Below are 18323 nucleotides of genomic sequence, written 5' to 3'. Positions count from 1 at the left end.
GATGAATAGGAAAAATTCGATACAAAGAATTGTAGAATCTGTGGGACTTAGCTGGAGGATCATTTTCCCGTTTTCTCTACTAATTCTTTTATCTACTGCGATTGTTGGTGGAATCGCTTATCAACAAGCGACCACGAATACGAAGAGGCTGATTGAAAATCAGTTAATAGAAGAAGCAAGAAAAATGACGGAGAAAGTTTCGTTGCTGCATTTTGCCTTGGATGAGAAGCAATTTGAAAAAAGGTTTAAATATGAATTGAAACAGCAAAGAGCAGCTTTAGCTAATCAAGGTCTTCATATTGAGCAGTATGCTCTTAAGCAGGGGAGTGGGCAACGAGCCTATCCAGGAGTAACGATCGAGATGATTCCTCTTAGTGCGGAATTGGTTAATCGAATACTAGAGAATGAGGAAGGGGTTATTAGTCAACGGATTCAAGGGCTAAATTATACGATCTCCTTCGTAAAGTCCCATGAACGCCAAGAGATCTACACGATTGTTGTAGCTGATAAGGATTATATGACGCCTCTTAATAAAATAAAAAACACCGTGCTTTATTCTTTTTTAGGTTGCATTCTCATTTCGTTTTTATTAGGAACACTCATTGTTAGAATGATCCTTCTTCCTATTCGAAATCTGTTGGATGCCATGAAGGAAGTCCAGAGTGGAAACCTATCCAATCGGCTCGAATTGCCTTTTGCTAGTCCGGAACTTATTCGTCTTTCTCATCATTTCAATGACATGCTTGATGAAATGTCAAATATGATTCAACAGGTTAAAACATCAGTTACGCAACTAGGTGAAACGAGTAACCAGTTGCACCTTTCATCTGATGAATCAATGGAGTCCGCGTTCCACTTAAGGAAAGCTATTCAAATCGTGAGCGATGGCGCTGAAGAGACAGCGGTATCGACAGAAAAAACGAATCTAGCTTTTCAATCCATGAAAGAAGTAGTTACGTCTTTATTAAGCGAGATCCATGTATCCACAGAGTATAGTAATAAAATGGTAGTTACAGCAGAGAGTGGTCATCAGCATATAAACGATGTTCGAACAAGCAACGAATTATTACAAAGAGAAATGCAGCAAGTAAGTGATAGCATGCTCCAGCTTAGGAGACAATCAGATGATATCGAGAAGATCTTAGGAATGATTGGACAACTCTCTGAACAAACGAAATTACTGGCTTTGAATGCTGCCATTGAGGCTGCGCGTGCTGGTGAGGCGGGAAAAGGGTTCGCTGTAGTAGCGGATGAGGTTCGTAAACTTGCTGATGAATCTACCCAAGCGACAAGGGAGATTTCTTCCATGATTGTTGATATTCAAATGGTAACGAAAGAAACAAATAATAAGACGAGTATGGTTTCTGATCGTGTAGAGGAAGGAAGCAGGCTAGCCCTGAAGGCAGAAGAGGCCTTTACTGACATGATTCAAGGGATTCAATTTGCAGATCAAAGAATGAAAACAATGGCCCTAGATATAGATCAGATTTCATATGGGTTGAAAGAAGCAGAGGACAAGCTCGTCTTTTTTACAGGAATCGCTCAAGAAACAGCCGCGAGTACCGAGCAAATGGATGCTTCTGCACAGCAACAACTTGGTCTTTCTGAAAAGTCAAAAGAACTGTCTACTCAGATTTTGAATTTACAGCAAAAGCTAGGTCACATGGTTGAAAAATTTAAATGCTAGAGTCATAGTTTCTAGGAACTTTACATTTTCTTAACATTTATCACATAATGGCTCAATAAAAGCTTGTTATTATAATTCTTGTGAAGGAAACATATAAAACACAAAAATAGAGTTGGAGGGTTTAATCGTGAAGCTTCTAAAAAAATCTGGAATTCTAATGTCAACACTAGTGCTCGCAGCGTCCTTGATGACTGGATGTGGTGGAAATCAACAACCAAGTGCTGCACAACAGCCGAGTACAGATAAGCCTGCTGAACAACCTGCTAAGGAGAGTGCTCTTAGCGGTACCGTATTAGTAGATGGGTCTTCTACTGTATTCCCCATTACCGAAGCAGTAGCAGAAGAATTTCAAGCCGCAAATCCTGATGTTCGAGTGACTGTTGGAGTTTCTGGAACAAGTGGTGGATTTAAGAAGTTTATTCCAGGTGAAACTGATATCAATAACGCTTCCCGTAAGATTAAGGATAAAGAAGTAGAAACTATTAAGGCTAACGGTTTCGAAGCTATCGAGCTTCCAGTTGCTTATGATGGTATTACAGTTGTCGTAAACAAGGAGAATGATTGGGTTGACTTCTTGACTGTGGAAGAATTAAACAAGATTTGGGCGCCTGACAGCCAAGTGAAAACATGGGCTGAAGTACGTGAAGGCTGGCCAGCAGAACCAATTAAGTTATACGGACCAGGAACTGACTCTGGTACATTCGGATATTTTACTGAAGCCATCAATGGGGAAGAAGGAGCAAGTCGTTCTGACTATACAGCTTCCGAGGATGATAATGTATTGGTACAAGGTGTAGCTGGTGATAAGAGTGCTCTTGGATACTTTGGGTTTGCTTATTATATCGAAAACACAGACAAAATGAAGCCTGTGCCGATTAAAGAAAATGCCGATGCTCCTGCTATAGAGCCTACAATGGAAACTATTAATAACGGAACATACAAGCCATTGTCTCGTTACCTTTATATCTATGTTAGCAGCAAGGCTTTAGCTGAGAAGCCTGAGTTGAAAGCTTTCGCACAATATTATATTGATGTTGCTCCTGAGATGTCTGAAGCAGTAGGATATATTCCACTACCTGCAGATCAATACGAAGCTGCTAAAAAATTAATCCAATAATTAAATAGTGAATGTAGAGGGTATCCCTTAAAGGTTGGTAAAACCGACTCTAGGGGTACCCTCTTTTACTTTTCTTACTGGGTGATTGTAAGCAGGAGAAGCATAGGTTGTCTTATCTAATTCAGATTATGATAAAATAATACTAGTTAAAAAGAAAGGGAGCTGATAGTCATGCGTTGTCCTCTTTGTCAGCATAATGGGACTCGCGTGCTGGATTCTAGGCCGGTCAATGAGGCGAAATCCATTCGTCGCAGAAGAGAATGTGAAGCATGCAGTCATCGCTTTACCACATTTGAGATGGTAGAGGAAACTCCGCTTCTCGTCATTAAAAAGGACGGAGCTCGTGAAGAATTCAGCCGTGAGAAGATCTTAAGAGGTTTAGTAAGGGCCTGTGAGAAGAGACCCGTATCATTGGATACATTGGAAAAGATCGTAGAGAAAATTGGCCAGGAACTCAGAGGGTCAGGTAAAGTAGAAATTCCAAGCCAAGAGATCGGGGAACTAGTGATGAAGGCCATTTATGATGTGGATGAGGTCGCCTATGTTCGATTTGCCTCTGTGTATAGACAGTTTAAAGATATCAATGTCTTCATTAAGGAACTCGAGGAATTATTAAACTACAACAAAAACAAAACCATTCCTTGAAATTTTTTCGTATAGTTGGCTTTAGAGTCACAATGATATAATGGGGAGATCATGCAATAAGGGAGCTTAGATGCGATGGGGTTTGCTTGGAAAGAAATTGTTCCTGGGGACAATTATACACTTGGCATGACTGGGGAGATGTCTTTCATTGAGTTTACAGCGATTACGCATCTCTACCAGCCTTTAATTGGACCTCATTCCGTTAGTTTATATATGACTTTATATCATGAGTGGTTACTACATGCGAAGGAATCCTCTTGGAGCAGTCATCGGGGACTAATGAGTGTAATGGGATTGTCCCTCAAAGAGATTGTCCAGGCGAGAGAGGGTTTAGAAGCGATTGGCCTCCTTCGTACCCTTAAGGTTGAAGATGAACAAGGGAATCGACACTACGAATATATTTTACAACCCCCTATAAGTGCCTCTTCTTTTTTTGGGGATGATATGTTGAGCATTATTTTACTAAACCGTATAGGTAAGGTGAAGTATGAACATCTAAGGAGAAGCATGGTCGGACCTAGCTTAGAGGGGATAGTTTATGGAGAGCGAAACGAAATAACAAAGAGTTTTGATGAGGTATTTCGTCATATATCTTCATCAGAAATTATGGTTACCCCGGGATCTGAGACAGAGCAGTTCCTTCATCAGATGGACAGCCTCTATCCAGTAAGTAAAGGGGATTCTACGGAACCTCGACAACAGTTAAGCTTCAGTCATATTGAGCCGGATTTTGCTTTTCTTGAAGCCTCTTTACCGAAATCGGTTCAACGAAGAAGATTGTCTAAAGATCAACGGGATGCTATTAAGGAGTTAGTTTTCTATTATCAATTACAGGATATGCAATTATCTTATTTTCTACAGGATCCTTTTGTTTATTCTGATGACAATGAACTCGACCTAGACCGATTGAGGAAATTAGCGAAAGATTGGTATACTGCTCAACATAACGGACAGATGCCGGAGGTAATACGACCTACACCAACGAATCAAGCTGCGGGAGTTTCTCCGGCGCCATCTGCTAAACCATCCATAGAAGATGAGCATAGAGAAGCATTAGTACGTCTATCCCCGCTTGCCTTACTAGAGCAATATCAAGGGGGGAGTAAGGTTTCTCCTGCTGATATGAAAATTGTAGAAGAATTATCTCGAAATTATAGCTTGTCTCCAGGGGTCATAAACGTTTTATTAGAATATGTGATGCTAACGAATAATAAGCAGTTGCCACCAGCATTAATTTATAAAATCGCCACCCACTGGAAAAGGCTTGCAATTGGGTCCGTTGATCAGGCTCTAGAACAAGCAAAGAAACTCTATCAAGACTCGAAAACGAGAAGCAGTAGTCCGAAGCAGGATGGATCCGCGAAGTCTAACTCGAACACCAAGCGTAATGCATGGAACAATAAAAAAGACGAGTTACCTGAGTGGGTGGTAAAACAAATGAACGAAACGCCTAAACCTGCCGGAGAATTAGACGAGAAACAGAAAAAACAGGCACTTGAGCTATTGAAGGCGTTGGGGGAAATAGAATAGATAGAGAGGGAGGGTTTAAATGGAGCCGATTAGTAAAACCCTGTCTAATATAAGGTGGAAACAGCCATTAGGCATACCATCTCTTGATGTGATTAGAGATAACATTCTTCACCATCGATTGGTTGTAGAATTTTGTGAGAATCATCAGGATGTAACAGAAGAGATGCTTGATCGTTCCTTGGTAAAGTTAGATCAAGCGATTCTTGAGCATAAAAATTGCCAGGTATGCACAGAACTTCAAGCGTGTCCTAACTTAGTAAAAGGGCACCAGGGAAAGTTAACGATGGCTTTGTCATATATTGATATCGTTCATGTTCCATGTGCGAAATGGAATCAGCATCAAGAACAAAAGCGAAGAGAGAATCTTATCAAATCACACTATATACCTAAGGATGTGCTAGCGGGCAGCTTTCAGCAATTTGTTCAGGATCCGCAGAGATTTGAGGCTTTCCGTGCCTTGATGGAATTTTGTCTGAAGGTGGAGCCAGGCAGCAAGGATCGTAAGATGAAGGGGATTTATCTCTATGGTCCTTTAGGAGTAGGGAAGAGTTATCTATTAGCAGCTACTGCTAGGAAGTTATCTACTCGCGGAATATCCTCGCTGATGGTCTATACACCTGATTTCTTTAGAGAAGTGAAGGAATCTCTACAAGACCATTCCTTACAACAAAAACTAGAGACCTTGAAGAAGGTTCCTATTCTGATTTTAGATGATATTGGGGCTGAATCTTTGTCGCCTTGGGCCAGAGATGAAGTTTTAGGGGCTATTCTGCAGTATCGAATCTCCGAAAACTTGCCGACCTTATTTTCTTCTAATTATGATTATTCCATGCTTGAAGAACACTTGTCCCACTCAGCGAAAGGCGGAATGGAGACGATGAAAGCCAAGCGAATTATGGAAAGAATCATTCATTATACAGACGCTTATTTTGTTAGTGGTATAAATCGACGGATGCAGCAGAATGAAGGAGGAGACGTATATGAGTATTGATCATATTCTTGATCGGGCTCTTAAGGGAGAACGCTTAACGCTAGAAGATGGTATTCGATTGTATGAGAGTCCGGAACTGGAGAAAATTGGCCATGCAGCGAATGAGATAATGAAGAAGTGGCATCCTGAACCTATTACTACCTTTGTCATTGGCCGTAATATTAACTATACCAATGTATGTGATACGTATTGCCGTTTCTGCGCCTTCTATCGACCTCCAGGCCATGAAGAGGGCTATGTGTTGTCTGATGATGAGATTCTGCAAAAAATACAGGAAACTGTTGATGTCAAGGGGACGGAGATTCTCATGCAAGGAGGAACTCATCCCGGCCTTAAGTTAGATTACTATACCAACCTTCTGCGAAAAATAAAGGCCAGATTCCCTCAAATTCAAATGCATTCCTTATCTGTTGCTGAGATTGTTAGAATTGCAGAAGTTTCTGAGCTTCCTGTTGAAACAGTTTTACACGAGTTGCATGTAGCCGGCCTCGATTCTTTGCCTGGTGCAGGAGCTGAGATCTTAGATGACCGTACGAGAATGAAAATAAGCCGTAAGAAAGGTTCCTGGAAAGAATGGATCGAGGTCATGAAGGCGGCTAATCGCGAGGGATTGCATACAACAGCCACAATGGTTATTGGTTTCGGGGAGACGTATGAAGAAAGAATTCTGTCTTTACTTCGTATTCGGGAAGCGCAAGATGAAACCAAAGGTTTCAAGGCGTTTATTTCTTGGACTTTTCAACCAGATAACACCAACCTGAAAGCTGAAAAGGTGACTGCGGAGGAGTATCTAAAGACAGTGGCAATTAGTCGTCTCATGCTTGATAATATCGCTAATTTCCAATCTTCATGGGTAACAATGGGGCCGGTTGTTGGAAAACAGTCACTAAGCTATGGATGTAATGATTTTGGATCAACCATGATGGAAGAGAACGTAGTATCGGCCGCCGCATGTACGCACAAGGTAAATACGAATGAAATCTTACGATTGATCCGCGAAGCTGGGAAAATCCCAGCACAACGTAATACAAAATATGAGATCCTGCAAGTTTTCAACGAAGGAGAATGGGCAGAAACAGACTTTGTTATGCAAAATTAAGCAAGGGTAGGGTTTAAAAAATGGGCTGGGGATTTATTTTATTTACACAAATTGTTATCGCTCTAGTCGTACTTGTTTTACTAGGCTGGTCCTTGATCGTAGTGGTACGTTCTCTGACGAAAAAAAATAGAAAATAAGGTTTATTTTATAAAAAAATGGGTAATCATGATATTGAAGACTAGAGCTTCACTATTATGTTTCTCTCTCCCTTTTACCAACCACTTGACTTCAAGTGGTTTTTTTTATTGGCTTTGGAATTGAAGTATCATAATCTTACGTATAACCCCTACAAGTGTTCATATACTATGAAATAAAGGACATAATATCCATAAAATTCTAAGTAGGGGAGGTGGACCATGAAACTGATTCAAATTTCTGTGCCCAAAAGTGAAAAAAGCATATCCCCTTTTCGGGTTTTATTACATAGCAAGCTTAAGCCATTGCAGAAATTGCTGATTAACCACCAGGTAGTTGAGCTAGAGGATCAAGATAGACTCTATTTTCGTTGCCAATTCTGGCCGGTGTATGAACATACGGTGGATACATTTGATACAATTCGTGAACATATAAGCTTAGTATTAGCTGAGTTTATCGTGCAATATAAAGAAAAAGATATCCTGCGGGAAATCCTTGTTCAGGATTTTAGTATAGAGTGTGAGCGAGAAATCGAGGACATTTCAAATTACACTTTTTTCTTGCTGAATATAGATGAACATGGAGAAGAGGTAGAAGAGGGAAGAAAGGATCTTCTTAAAGATGCGATTATGGAAAAAGCAATGGACTATTTTATGTTGGAGAACCAGTTGTCCCTAGAGGGGTTCATTCGATTTCGGTTAAAAGATCAGTGGGAAGCTTGGAGATTAGTCATCGAGCATGCTATTGATGAATACTGGATGGAAAGAGAGAATAAGGAGTTTATCTGCTTATTGAGGCATTTCTTGTCTACAAAAGAAAAACTGCATCCGCTTATTCATCTCGTTCATATTGATGATCGAAATTTATTATTGTATGATGAGCATTGGTCTGAGATTTCTCCTACTGCGGTTGAGGGAATTCCTATAGAGATGGCAAGGCAGCAGGTTAGTTACGAAGACGTCCTATTGCATGCTTTAATTGCTTTGGCTCCACAGAAAGTCATCCTACATACGGAACAGCAGAATCACCACATTATCTACATGATAAAACGAATCTTTGATCCACATGCTCATGTTTGTTCTCAATGCAAGCATTGTGAAGGATGGCTGGCGAATGGCCAACCTTCGTTTACAAATAAATATTAAAGGTGTTGACTTTTCTTTTTACTTTGCTATAATTAGAAATTGTTAAGCTTGAATAACGGGTAATCAAAGCAGAAGCGTCCGCTTCTCACCTGATTCGACGCCTCTACAGGTTGTTGACAGGTCAATGAAATGAGTTCTTACTTACGAGGACTATTAATGCGGACGCCTATGGTGTCTGCATTTTTGCTTTGTTTCCGTTGGCTTGATTCTTATGTAATGAGGAATAGCAAGATTCACACATCTTGCAAAAAAACTGTGGAGGTGGCAGGCAATTAGTAAGGAACATTTAATCAATGAGGCGATTCGCGCAAGGGAAGTTCGGGTTGTTGGTGCTAATGGTGAACAAGTTGGTATTATTCCTTTAAGAGAAGCTTTGCAAATGGCTCAAGAGGCTAATCTTGATTTGGTTGCAGTGGCGCCGACGGCAAAACCGCCTGTATGTCGCGTTATGGACTACGGAAAATTCAGATATGAGCAGAGCAAGAAAGATAAGGAAGCACGTAAAAACCAAAAGGTGATCAGCATCAAAGAAGTCCGCTTGTCGCCAACAATTGAAGAACATGACTTTCAAACTAAATTGCGCCATGTTCAGAAGTTCTTGGAACAAGGTGATAAAGTGAAGCTAAGCATCCGTTTTCGTGGACGCGCGATTACTCATTCTGAAATAGGCAAGAACGTTTTGGAAAAGCTGGCCGAGCAGGTGAAGGAACTCTGTATCGTGGAGCGTTCACCTAAGATGGAAGGACGCAGCATGCTTATGATTCTAGCACCAAAGGCCGATAAATAGGTTCATCTGTAGACGGGAGGATATTTCAAATGCCAAAGATGAAAACCCATAAGGGAGCTCAAAAACGCTTTAAGAAGACCGGATCTGGTAAACTTCGTCGTCATCATGCTTACACTAGCCACTTGTTAGAGAGCAAGACTTCTAAGCGCAAGCGTAAGCTTCGCAAGGGCGCATTGGTAAGCAAGGGCGACCAAAAACGCATTGAACAAATGTTAACTTATCTTTAATTAACCATTGATCGATCCTTTTTCATGTATAGATTCTAGGAGGGAAATGTTATGCCAAGAGTTAAAGGTGGTACCGTTACTCGTAAACGCCGCAAAAAGGTCCTTAAATTAGCTAAAGGATACTTCGGTTCTAAACACCGTTTATTTAAAACTGCAAAAGCTCAAGTCATGAAGTCTTTGCTATATGCATACCGTGACCGTCGTCAGCGCAAGCGTGATTTCCGCAAATTGTGGATCACTCGTATTAACGCTGCTGCTCGCATCAACGGATTGTCTTATAGCAAGATGATGCACGGATTGAAAGAAGCGGGTGTTGATGTTAACCGTAAGATGCTTGCTGATCTTGCTGTAAACGATAAGGCTGCTTTTGCTGAACTTGCAACTGTTGCTAAGCAAAAAGTAAATGCTTAAATGTTGAATTAAGAAGAGGAGACGAATTTTCGTCTCCTCTTTTTTGGGCTTATCTTCCCTAAAAATCGACAAGGTGATGGGTATCAACCCACCGGTACCTATGCATAGAATAGGTACGGATAAGACGATAACAGGGGAGGGGTCTTATGGAAACCCTTGATTTTTCGATAAAGGAAATGAATTTGGCTATGAGGGATGAATCTCCTCATAAATTGCTGAAATGGGCCTACCAACAGTTTGGCGAGAAGATGATCCTTGCTTGTAGTTTTGGAGCGGAAGACGTAGCGTTGGTGGATATGCTGTGCAAGGTTGTGGAGAAACCTAGAATCTTTTATCTGGATACAAATAAGCATTTTCATGAGACGTACGAGACGAGAGATCGGCTCTCGGAGAAATACAGAATCGATTTTATTCAGATGTTGCCTGCCCTGACTTTAGAACAACAGGCTGACAAGTTTGGCGATGAATTGTGGTTAACGGATCCTAATCAATGCTGTGCGATTAGAAAAGTTGAGCCTTTGACCAGAGTTCTGAAGAATGAAGGGGCATGGATCACGGGGATACGTCGTCAACAATCTGCAACCCGAGCGCACTCAGAACAGATTGAGTGGGATGAGAAATTTCAATTGGTTAAGATTAATCCTCTGGTTTATTGGACACTCGAAGATGTATGGAATTATATTCATCTTTTCGAGGTCCCGTATAATTCACTTCATGACCAGAACTACCCTAGTATTGGCTGCGCTGTCTGTACGAAACCGGTTAAGCCCGGGGAGGACCCACGCTCAGGTAGGTGGACTGGATTCTCTAAAACCGAATGCGGCTTGCACAAGGGGGATTAGAGTATGGTTACTACTGCTTCTCATGGAGGAGACTTGGTGAATCGAATACTTCCTGAAGAAGATAGGGAATTCTACAGAAAGAAGGCTAAGAGTTTAGCTAGCGTTAGTTTAGACTCGTGGGCAATATCAGATATACAATGTATCGGTATTGGTGCTTTTTCCCCGATAACCGGATTTTTGAACGAACGAGATTATCATAGTGTAGTCAAGCGAATGCGCTTAGAGGATGGCACAGTATGGAGTTTGCCGATTACCCTTGCGATAGATGTAGAGGAAGCAAAACATATACGACTGGGAGATCGGATTGCCCTTAAGAGTAAGCATGGGGAACTCCAGGCCCTGATGGATGTAGAAAGTATGTATGAAGCTGATAAACAGACGGAAGCAAAAGAAGTATATAAAACAACAGAGGATGCCCACCCAGGAGTAGCTAATCTATATCGACGCCCGAGCATTTATTTGGGGGGGACAGTGAGCGTTCTTGAAAGCCCGTCAGGAGGCGAATTTAAGCGTTACTATTATACTCCTGTACAGACGCGTGAAATCTTTGCGAGGAACGGCTGGAAGACCATTGTAGGCTTTCAAACACGCAATCCGGTTCATCGTGCTCATGAATATATTCAAAAGGCAGCAATGGAAGTCGTAGATGGGTTATTTCTTAACCCATTAGTAGGAGAAACAAAACCGGACGACATTCCTGCACAGGTGAGGATGGAAAGCTATGAGGTCATGCTGCAAAACTACTACCCTAAGAACCGTACATTCCTAGGTGTATTCCCCGCTGCCATGCGCTATGCAGGACCGCGTGAAGCTGTTTTTCATGCTATGGTAAGGAAAAACTATGGTTGTACCCATTTTATAGTAGGGAGAGATCATGCGGGAGTAGGCGATTACTACGGAACCTACGAAGCTCAAGAGATCTTTCGACAGTTTTCTCCTGAGGAATTGGGAATAAACTTGTTATTCTTTGAACATAGTTTTTATTGCCGGAAATGTGCGGGGATGGCCTCGTATAAAACTTGCCCGCATAGTGCGCAAGAGCATATTATTTTATCCGGTACAAAAGTTCGAAAAATGTTAAGTGAAGGAATTATGCCCCCACCAGAATTTTCCCGCCCCGAAGTTGTTCGAGTGCTGATCAACGGACTTCGAAAATAGCATATAATTAGACAAATAGCTACGAAATTCAAATTTTCGTGGCTATTTTTTTGTGAATGTATAAAAGGTAAGAAAAAGCAAAACAATAATTCTGAAAATGGTTGACGAATCACGTCCGTATTACTATAATAACTCCTAACATCATAATTTTTTGTTTTGAGTTTTTTGACTTATTTGTTTATACAGGCACTGATGAGGACATAGATTAAGAGTCTTTGCTTACAGAGAGTCCGGGATGGTGGAAACCGGATAGCGATCCCTTTATCTGCTCACCTCTGAGCCGCTTCTCTGAACGATCATTTTAGTAGGAGAAGACGTCTAGCACGCGTTAAGTGCGATGGTGCATGTTGGTAATGCACCTACTGAGGCTGTCACCGCGAGGTGATAGTGAATTTGGGTGGTACGCGAACCTTTTCGCCCCAAGAAATGCGCCAAACGGTGCAGGGGTGAAAAGGCTTTCTTTTTGTTTAAAACTTTTTACCCGTCAGCTTGTTTGGATTTGAAATTACGACTTTTATATCCAGGAGGAGAGAACATGAGCAGAGATGTGGCTATGGTTGTAGGCAGACCTGAAATTCCCCCGATTGAACAAGGGGAAGTCATTACAGGATCCGATGCTTTGTTAAGATGTTTGCTGCTGGAAAACGTTGAGTATGTATTCGGCTATCCAGGAGGAGCAGTACTGCCTATTTACGATTCTCTTTACAGCAGCCATCTTAAGCACATTTTAACTAGACATGAACAAGGAGCAATTCACGCGGCTGACGGTTTTGCAAGATCCACTGGTAAGCCTGGGGTCGTTATTGCTACATCTGGTCCAGGGGCTACCAATTTAGTAACTGGAATTGCAACAGCTTATATGGATTCTATCCCCATGGTTATCATTACGGGTAACGTTGCACAGTCACTCATCGGAACGGACGCCTTCCAAGAAGCAGATATCACAGGGATTACGTTGCCTATTACGAAACACAACTTCTTCGTTCGTGATGTATTGGAACTTCCTCGCATCATTAAGGAAGCTTTCCATATTGCTACGACGGGTCGTCCGGGTCCAGTGCTGATTGATATTCCTAAGGATGTCAACAATGCAACTGCTCCGTTCTTCTATCCGGAGACAGTAAACTTAAGAGGCTATAATCCAGCGGTTAAACCAAACAAGATGCAGGTTGATCGCTTGATTAAGGCGATTTCCGAAGCGAAGAAGCCTGTGATCATGGCTGGTGGGGGGGTCATCTCAGCTAGTGCTGAAAAGGAGCTCATTGCCTTCGCCGAGAAGACACAAATTCCTGTTATCTGCACATTGATGGGACTAGGGAGCTTTCCGGGAACTCATCCACTCGCTTTAGGGTGGCCGGGGATGCACGGAAACTTTGTATCCAACCAGGCGATACTCAATTGCGATCTTCTTATTGGGATCGGTAATCGTTTTGATGATCGTATTACGATGGGGAGAACAAAGGAATTCGCACCTAATGCTAAGATTATTCATATTGACGTCGATCCAGCTGAAATTGGAAAAAATGTCGAAACCATGATTCCGTTGGTTGGAGATGTGAAACTAGTGTTAGAAGCAGCATTGCCTAAGGCAGCTCAAGCGGACACATCAGACTGGTTAATCCAGTTGAATGAGTGGAAGGAGAAGCATCCATTCTCCTACAAGAAGAATGGAAACCTCAAGCCTCAAGCGGTGATTGAGATGATCTATGAAACAACAGCTGGAGAAGCTATAGTAACTACGGATGTTGGCCAGCATCAGATGTGGGCTGCACAGTATTACAAGTTTAAGCATCCTCGCTCTCTCATTTCATCCGGCGGGTTAGGGACGATGGGCTTTGGATTCCCTTCAGCGATCGGTGCACAATTTGCTCATCCGGATCGCACAGTCGTATCCATTAACGGTGATGGTGGATTCCAGATGAATTCACAAGAGTTAGCGGTAGTTTCTCAGCACAATGTTCCAGTGAAAATCGTCATCATCAATAACAAGTGTCTGGGGATGGTGAGACAGTGGCAAGAGATCTTCTATGATAACCGTTATAGCCATATTGACTTATCTCACAGCCCTGACTTTGTTAAATTAGCCGAAGCCTACGGGGTGAAAGGCCTTCGCGCCCAGTCCGAGAGCGAAGCTCGCCAAGTATGGCAAGAAGCATTAGAACATAATGGACCAGTTGTGGTTGAATTTGTCGTAGAGCCGGAGGAAAACGTCTATCCGATGGTTGCGTCCGGTTGTACATTGGATCAGATGACAATGGGAGATGAGGAGTAGATGCAAAAACATACCATATCCGTATTGGTAAATGATCAGCCAGGGGTCTTAGCCCGGGTAGCGAATTTATTTGGACGTCGTGGCTTCAATATTGACAGCATCACTGTAGGGAACTCGGAAGAAAAAGGGCTCTCCCGCATGGTCATCGTTACCACGGGTGATGAGAAGACACTTGAGCAAGTCATGAAACAGCTTCATAAGCTCATAGACGTTATTAAAGTTCAACATCTTAGCACTGGTTCTATGGTTGCTCGTGAAATTGTTCTCATCAAGGTGGATGCAGGACCTACAACTCGAATGGAGATCTCCGGGATTGTAGAACCATTCCGTGCTGCCATTGTTGATGTTGGACCACAGTCCGTTATTGTTCAAGCAACAGGGGACTCTGATAAGATTGATGCTCTAACAGAACTGCTTCGCCCTTATGGGATACGAGAGTTGACTCGTACAGGTCTTACAGCGATGGCTAGAAGTATGGCCGCAGTGAAAGTATAAAAAACTGGAATGCAATTTATCCATCAATGCGAAAGAAAATCTAACAATAAAATTTCCTAGGAGGAATAAATCATGGTAACTATGTACTACGAAAAGGATGTAAATCGTCAGGTATTGGAAGGAAAAACAATCGCTGTAATCGGATACGGAAGTCAAGGTCATTCTCAAGCTCAAAACTTAAGAGATAGCGGATTTAAGGTTATCATCGGACTTCGTCCAGGACGTTCTTGGAATCAAGCTGAACAAGACGGATTTCAAGTATATCCAGTAGCTGAAGCTGTAGCTCAAGCTGACCTAGTTCAAATCCTTCTTCCAGATGAAACACAAGCTAAAGTCTACAAAGAAGACATCGAACCAAACTTAAAGAAGGGTGCAGCTCTATTCTTCTCTCACGGATTCAACATCCACTTCGGGCAGATCAAGCCTCCTGCAGATGTAGACGTAGTTATGGTAGCGCCAAAGGGACCTGGTCACCTTGTACGCCGCGTTTATGTGGAAGGATTCGGAGTACCTGGATTAATCGCAATCGAACAAAACGCATCTGGTCAAGCTAAAGAAATCGGATTGGCTTATGCGAGCGGAGTAGGTGCAACACGTGCAGGGGTTATCGAAACGACTTTCCGTGAGGAAACAGAAACCGATCTTTTCGGAGAGCAAGCTGTACTTTGCGGAGGAACAGCTGAATTGGTGAAGGCTGGTTTCGAAACATTGGTTGAAGCCGGCTATAAGCCAGAGATTGCTTATTTCGAGTGTCTGCATGAATTAAAGTTAATCGTTGACTTAATGTATGAAGGCGGATTGGAGTATATGAGATATTCCATCAGTGATACTGCAGAGTTCGGAGATTACAGCACAGGTAAAAGAATCGTAAACGAGAATACAAAAGCTGAAATGAAGAAAGTACTTGCAGAGATTCAAGATGGTACGTTTGCTCGCAACTGGATCTTAGAAAACCAATCTAATCGTGCAGCTTTCACTGCTCGTCGTCGCATTGAAGGGGAACATCAATTAGAGCAAGTAGGTAAGCAATTAAGAGAAATGATGGCTTGGATCAAGAAGTAATAAAATTAACCGTGGAGGGGGTAGCAATATGCGAAAAATTGAGATCTTTGATACAACCTTACGTGACGGAGAGCAATCTCCGGGCGTAAATTTAAGTACGGACGAGAAGATCGAAATTGCTCTGCAACTAGAAAGACTAGGTGTCACAAGGATGGAAGCAGGATTTGCTGCTGCTTCCCCCGGTGATTTAAAGTCTGTACAAGAAATCGCGAGAAGAATTAAGAATTCAACCGTGGTCAGTCTTTCTCGCTCCGTTCAGAGCGATATTGATAAAGCTTGGGAAGCTTTACGAGAAGCTGAGAGTGCTTGTCTGCACGTTTTCTTAGCTACGTCTCCCATCCATAGGCAACATAAGCTCCGCTTGAGCAAAGAACAAGTGATTGAACAGGCTGTAGCAGCCATTCAATACGGCAAGAAGTACTTCTCGCAGATTGAGTTCTCAGCAGAAGATGCTGCACGGACAGAAATTGATTACTTATGTGAAGTTGTTGAAGCTGCTATTAAAGCTGGTGCGAATATCATCAATATTCCTGATACAGTAGGCTACATGACTCCAGAAGGGTATGGCAATATTTTCAGACAGCTAAGAGCGAACGTACAGGGCATTGAAGATGTGAAACTAAGCTGCCATTGTCACGATGATTTAGGTATGGCTGTTGCCAATAGCATGGCTGCTATTGAAGCCGGGGCTACCCAAGTTGAAGGGACGATTAACGGAATCGGTGAGCGGGCAGGGAATGCTGCGATAGAAGAAGTTGCTTTGGCACTTGAAACGCGGAAGGACTTTTACCAAGCGACGACTGACCTTCGTTTAGTCGAGATCGCCCGTACGAGTAAGCTCGTAAGCCGCCTGACAGGGATGATTGTTCCTGCTAATAAGGCTATTGTGGGAGCTAATGCTTTTGCACACGAATCAGGCATCCACCAAGACGGAGTCTTAAAAGAGATTACGACCTATGAAATTATCCGTCCAGAAACGGTTGGAATTAAGTCCAATAAATTGGTTATGGGTAAACACTCGGGTCGCCATGCTTTTAAAGATAAACTATCTGAGCTTGGCTATAGCCTTGATCAAGCACAGTTGGATGAAGCATTCAAGAAGTTCAAGGATTTATGTGATAAGAAGAAGGAAGTATCCGACGAGGATATCGTGGCGTTATTAGATTCCAAAATCGTTGAAATTCCTGAAACGTATGTACTTGAGTCTTTGCAGCTTTCTTATGGGAATCTATCTGTACCAACAGCAAGTGTACGAGTGAGACTTGCAGACGGTGAATTGAAAGAAGAGGCTTCCGTAGGTAATGGTTCCGTTGATTCAATTTACAAAGCCATCGATCGTGTAACTGGGGAAGAAGTAACATTAGATGATTATAAAATTGTTTCGGTTACGCACGGTAAGGACGCTCTCGGGGAAGTCTACGTCAGACTAAGTCAGAACGGGGTTACAGTTCAAGGACGTGGAGTCAGCACAGACGTGTTAGAAGCAAGTGCGAAGGCTTATATCCGTGCCATTAATAAGATTATTGCCAAGCGTGGGGATGCCGCTGCGATCTCTGACGTAGAGCCGGTAAGCACTACATTAAGCTAGGTATAAGAGAGGCTGGAAAAGAGTGATGAGAGAATTTAAAATTGCTGTCCTACCGGGAGACGGAATTGGACCAGAGGTTATCGAGCAAGCGATTAAGGTCTTAGATGTTATTGCTGAACAAGAACAGGTTACATTTAATTATGAGTACGGTCGTCTTGGAGGATGTGCAATTGATGAGGACGGTACGCCTCTTCCTCAAGCTACCCTTGACATTTCCAAGAATGCTGATGCGGTTTTACTCGGAGCCGTTGGCGGACCTAAATGGGATAATAATCCTGGACATCTTCGCCCAGAGACCGGATTACTCGGCATCCGTAAAGCGCTAGGACTCTACGCTAATTTACGTCCTGCTATGATGTTTGAATGTATGGCTAAGGCTTCTTCATTGAAAGAGGAAGTCGTAGCAGGGGTAGATTTAATGGTTGTTCGCGAACTAACGGGGGGTATCTATTTCGGAGAGAAAAAGAGATACCAAGACGAGAACGGTCGCGATGTAGCTGTTGATACCCTTATCTACAATGAAGATGAAGTGGAACGTATTGCAAGAACAGCTTTTGAGATTGCACGTAAGCGCAGCAATCGACTTGTATCCGTTGATAAGGCCAATGTTTTGGAGAGTTCCCGTTTATGGAGAAGTGTCGTTGAGCGTGTTGCTGTAGATTATCCAGATGTAGAGCTTAGCCATATGCTAGTAGATGCATGTGCCATGCAACTAGTTCGCGCTCCTAAACAATTTGATGTCATCGTTACAGAAAATATGTTTGGAGATATCCTAAGCGATGAGGCTGCCATGCTTACGGGCTCTATTGGAATGTTAGCGTCAGCTAGCTTAAGTGATGGCCGTCTAGGGTTGTATGAACCGGTTCATGGTTCAGCCCCTGATATCGCAGGAAAAGGAATCGCCAACCCAATTGCTACCATCCTATCTACTGCCCTCATGCTTCGCTATTCTCTAGGCTTAGATGCCGCTGCGAAGAGAATTGAAGATGCTGTAGAGACTGTTTTGAATAACGGTTTGAGAACAGGGGATATTGCTGAAGAGAAGGAAACAGCGATTGGAACGCAAGAGATGACTAATGCTATTATTGAAGTTATTAAGCAATAATAACTCATCTTATTCAAAACAGGCTGA

General features: G+C 42.4%; 17 protein-coding genes and 2 other annotated features. All 17 genes read left to right on the top strand.

Annotated features, from left to right (window positions below):
* Position 1: 1 nt before the first annotated feature.
* A complete protein-coding gene (locus EIZ39_RS18730) occupies positions 2-1687 on the top strand; it encodes a methyl-accepting chemotaxis protein (RefSeq protein WP_129201636.1) in 1686 nt (561 codons plus the stop codon).
* A gap of 127 nt (positions 1688-1814) precedes the next feature.
* Complete coding sequence (locus EIZ39_RS18725; protein WP_240675873.1) at positions 1815-2804, top strand: PstS family phosphate ABC transporter substrate-binding protein; 990 nt, start codon at positions 1815-1817, stop codon at positions 2802-2804.
* A gap of 171 nt (positions 2805-2975) precedes the next feature.
* Entirely contained in the window at positions 2976-3449 is a 474-nt protein-coding gene (gene nrdR, locus EIZ39_RS18720; protein ID WP_129201634.1) for a transcriptional regulator NrdR, read from the top strand.
* A 75-nt stretch (positions 3450-3524) separates the two neighbouring features.
* Positions 3525-4979, top strand: coding sequence for a replication initiation and membrane attachment family protein (locus tag EIZ39_RS18715; RefSeq protein WP_129201632.1), 1455 nt, complete (start codon positions 3525-3527; stop codon positions 4977-4979).
* Between the two features lie 19 nt (positions 4980-4998).
* Complete coding sequence (dnaI, locus tag EIZ39_RS18710) at positions 4999-5970, top strand: primosomal protein DnaI (RefSeq protein ID WP_129201630.1); 972 nt, start codon at positions 4999-5001, stop codon at positions 5968-5970.
* Positions 5960-7069 (top strand): cyclic dehypoxanthinyl futalosine synthase, encoded by a 1110-nt coding sequence (gene mqnC / locus EIZ39_RS18705; protein ID WP_129201628.1) that lies wholly within the window; start codon positions 5960-5962, stop codon positions 7067-7069. The genes dnaI and mqnC overlap by 11 nt, the downstream gene beginning before the upstream one ends.
* Before the next feature lie 356 nt (positions 7070-7425).
* Positions 7426-8349 (top strand): putative sporulation protein YtxC, encoded by a 924-nt coding sequence (ytxC, locus tag EIZ39_RS18700; protein WP_129201626.1) that lies wholly within the window; start codon positions 7426-7428, stop codon positions 8347-8349.
* A 60-nt stretch (positions 8350-8409) separates the two neighbouring features.
* Positions 8410-8542 (top strand) — a sequence feature (ribosomal protein L20 leader region).
* A 60-nt stretch (positions 8543-8602) separates the two neighbouring features.
* On the top strand, positions 8603-9136 hold the full coding sequence (gene infC, locus EIZ39_RS18695; RefSeq protein WP_240675881.1) for a translation initiation factor IF-3: 534 nt from the start codon (positions 8603-8605) through the stop codon (positions 9134-9136).
* 29 nt (positions 9137-9165) lie between these two features.
* Entirely contained in the window at positions 9166-9363 is a 198-nt protein-coding gene (rpmI, locus tag EIZ39_RS18690) for a 50S ribosomal protein L35 (protein WP_129201622.1), read from the top strand.
* A gap of 51 nt (positions 9364-9414) precedes the next feature.
* Positions 9415-9774 carry a 50S ribosomal protein L20 gene (rplT, locus tag EIZ39_RS18685; RefSeq protein ID WP_129201620.1) on the top strand — a complete coding sequence of 120 codons (360 nt, stop codon included), beginning with the start codon at positions 9415-9417 and terminating at the stop codon, positions 9772-9774.
* Positions 9775-9920: 146 nt separating this feature from the next.
* On the top strand, positions 9921-10616 hold the full coding sequence (locus EIZ39_RS18680; RefSeq protein WP_129201618.1) for a phosphoadenylyl-sulfate reductase: 696 nt from the start codon (positions 9921-9923) through the stop codon (positions 10614-10616).
* 3 nt (positions 10617-10619) lie between these two features.
* The gene (gene sat, locus EIZ39_RS18675) at positions 10620-11774 is read left to right on the top strand and encodes a sulfate adenylyltransferase (protein ID WP_129201616.1); all 1155 of its coding nucleotides are present in this window, start codon (positions 10620-10622) and stop codon (positions 11772-11774) included.
* 180 nt (positions 11775-11954) lie between these two features.
* Positions 11955-12199 (top strand) — a binding site (T-box leader).
* Positions 12200-12309: 110 nt separating this feature from the next.
* Positions 12310-14046, top strand: a complete 1737-nt coding sequence (gene ilvB / locus EIZ39_RS18670; protein WP_129201614.1) for a biosynthetic-type acetolactate synthase large subunit — start codon at positions 12310-12312, stop codon at positions 14044-14046.
* Positions 14047-14541 carry an acetolactate synthase small subunit gene (ilvN, locus tag EIZ39_RS18665; protein ID WP_129201612.1) on the top strand — a complete coding sequence of 165 codons (495 nt, stop codon included), beginning with the start codon at positions 14047-14049 and terminating at the stop codon, positions 14539-14541.
* A 72-nt stretch (positions 14542-14613) separates the two neighbouring features.
* Positions 14614-15603: a ketol-acid reductoisomerase gene (gene ilvC, locus EIZ39_RS18660; protein ID WP_129201610.1), complete on the top strand. Its 990-nt coding sequence runs from the start codon at positions 14614-14616 to the stop codon at positions 15601-15603.
* A gap of 28 nt (positions 15604-15631) precedes the next feature.
* Positions 15632-17191: a 2-isopropylmalate synthase gene (locus EIZ39_RS18655; protein ID WP_129201609.1), complete on the top strand. Its 1560-nt coding sequence runs from the start codon at positions 15632-15634 to the stop codon at positions 17189-17191.
* A gap of 25 nt (positions 17192-17216) precedes the next feature.
* A complete protein-coding gene (leuB, locus tag EIZ39_RS18650; protein WP_483296057.1) occupies positions 17217-18296 on the top strand; it encodes a 3-isopropylmalate dehydrogenase in 1080 nt (359 codons plus the stop codon).
* Positions 18297-18323 lie beyond the last annotated feature (27 nt).

Source organism: Ammoniphilus sp. CFH 90114 (genome assembly GCF_004123195.1).
Lineage (GTDB): Bacteria > Bacillota > Bacilli > Aneurinibacillales > RAOX-1 > YIM-78166.
Note: the sequence above shows the minus strand (reverse complement) of the source record. Positions and strands in the feature narration are given on the sequence as shown.

What these genes read in the sequence shown, in the direction of transcription:
- EIZ39_RS18680 (WP_129201618.1), top strand. Translation starts at nt 9,921, where the DNA reads ATGGAAACCCTTGATTTTTCGATAAAGGAAATGAATTTGGCTATGAGG.
- ytxC (WP_129201626.1), top strand. Translation starts at nt 7,426, where the DNA reads ATGAAACTGATTCAAATTTCTGTGCCCAAAAGTGAAAAAAGCATATCC.
- rpmI (WP_129201622.1), top strand. Translation starts at nt 9,166, where the DNA reads ATGCCAAAGATGAAAACCCATAAGGGAGCTCAAAAACGCTTTAAGAAG.
- rplT (WP_129201620.1), top strand. Translation starts at nt 9,415, where the DNA reads ATGCCAAGAGTTAAAGGTGGTACCGTTACTCGTAAACGCCGCAAAAAG.
- nrdR (WP_129201634.1), top strand. Translation starts at nt 2,976, where the DNA reads ATGCGTTGTCCTCTTTGTCAGCATAATGGGACTCGCGTGCTGGATTCT.
- EIZ39_RS18715 (WP_129201632.1), top strand. Translation starts at nt 3,525, where the DNA reads ATGGGGTTTGCTTGGAAAGAAATTGTTCCTGGGGACAATTATACACTT.
- dnaI (WP_129201630.1), top strand. Translation starts at nt 4,999, where the DNA reads ATGGAGCCGATTAGTAAAACCCTGTCTAATATAAGGTGGAAACAGCCA.
- EIZ39_RS18730 (WP_129201636.1), top strand. Translation starts at nt 2, where the DNA reads ATGAATAGGAAAAATTCGATACAAAGAATTGTAGAATCTGTGGGACTT.
- EIZ39_RS18655 (WP_129201609.1), top strand. Translation starts at nt 15,632, where the DNA reads ATGCGAAAAATTGAGATCTTTGATACAACCTTACGTGACGGAGAGCAA.
- ilvB (WP_129201614.1), top strand. Translation starts at nt 12,310, where the DNA reads ATGAGCAGAGATGTGGCTATGGTTGTAGGCAGACCTGAAATTCCCCCG.
- leuB (WP_483296057.1), top strand. Translation starts at nt 17,217, where the DNA reads ATGAGAGAATTTAAAATTGCTGTCCTACCGGGAGACGGAATTGGACCA.
- mqnC (WP_129201628.1), top strand. Translation starts at nt 5,960, where the DNA reads ATGAGTATTGATCATATTCTTGATCGGGCTCTTAAGGGAGAACGCTTA.
- ilvC (WP_129201610.1), top strand. Translation starts at nt 14,614, where the DNA reads ATGGTAACTATGTACTACGAAAAGGATGTAAATCGTCAGGTATTGGAA.
- ilvN (WP_129201612.1), top strand. Translation starts at nt 14,047, where the DNA reads ATGCAAAAACATACCATATCCGTATTGGTAAATGATCAGCCAGGGGTC.
- sat (WP_129201616.1), top strand. Translation starts at nt 10,620, where the DNA reads ATGGTTACTACTGCTTCTCATGGAGGAGACTTGGTGAATCGAATACTT.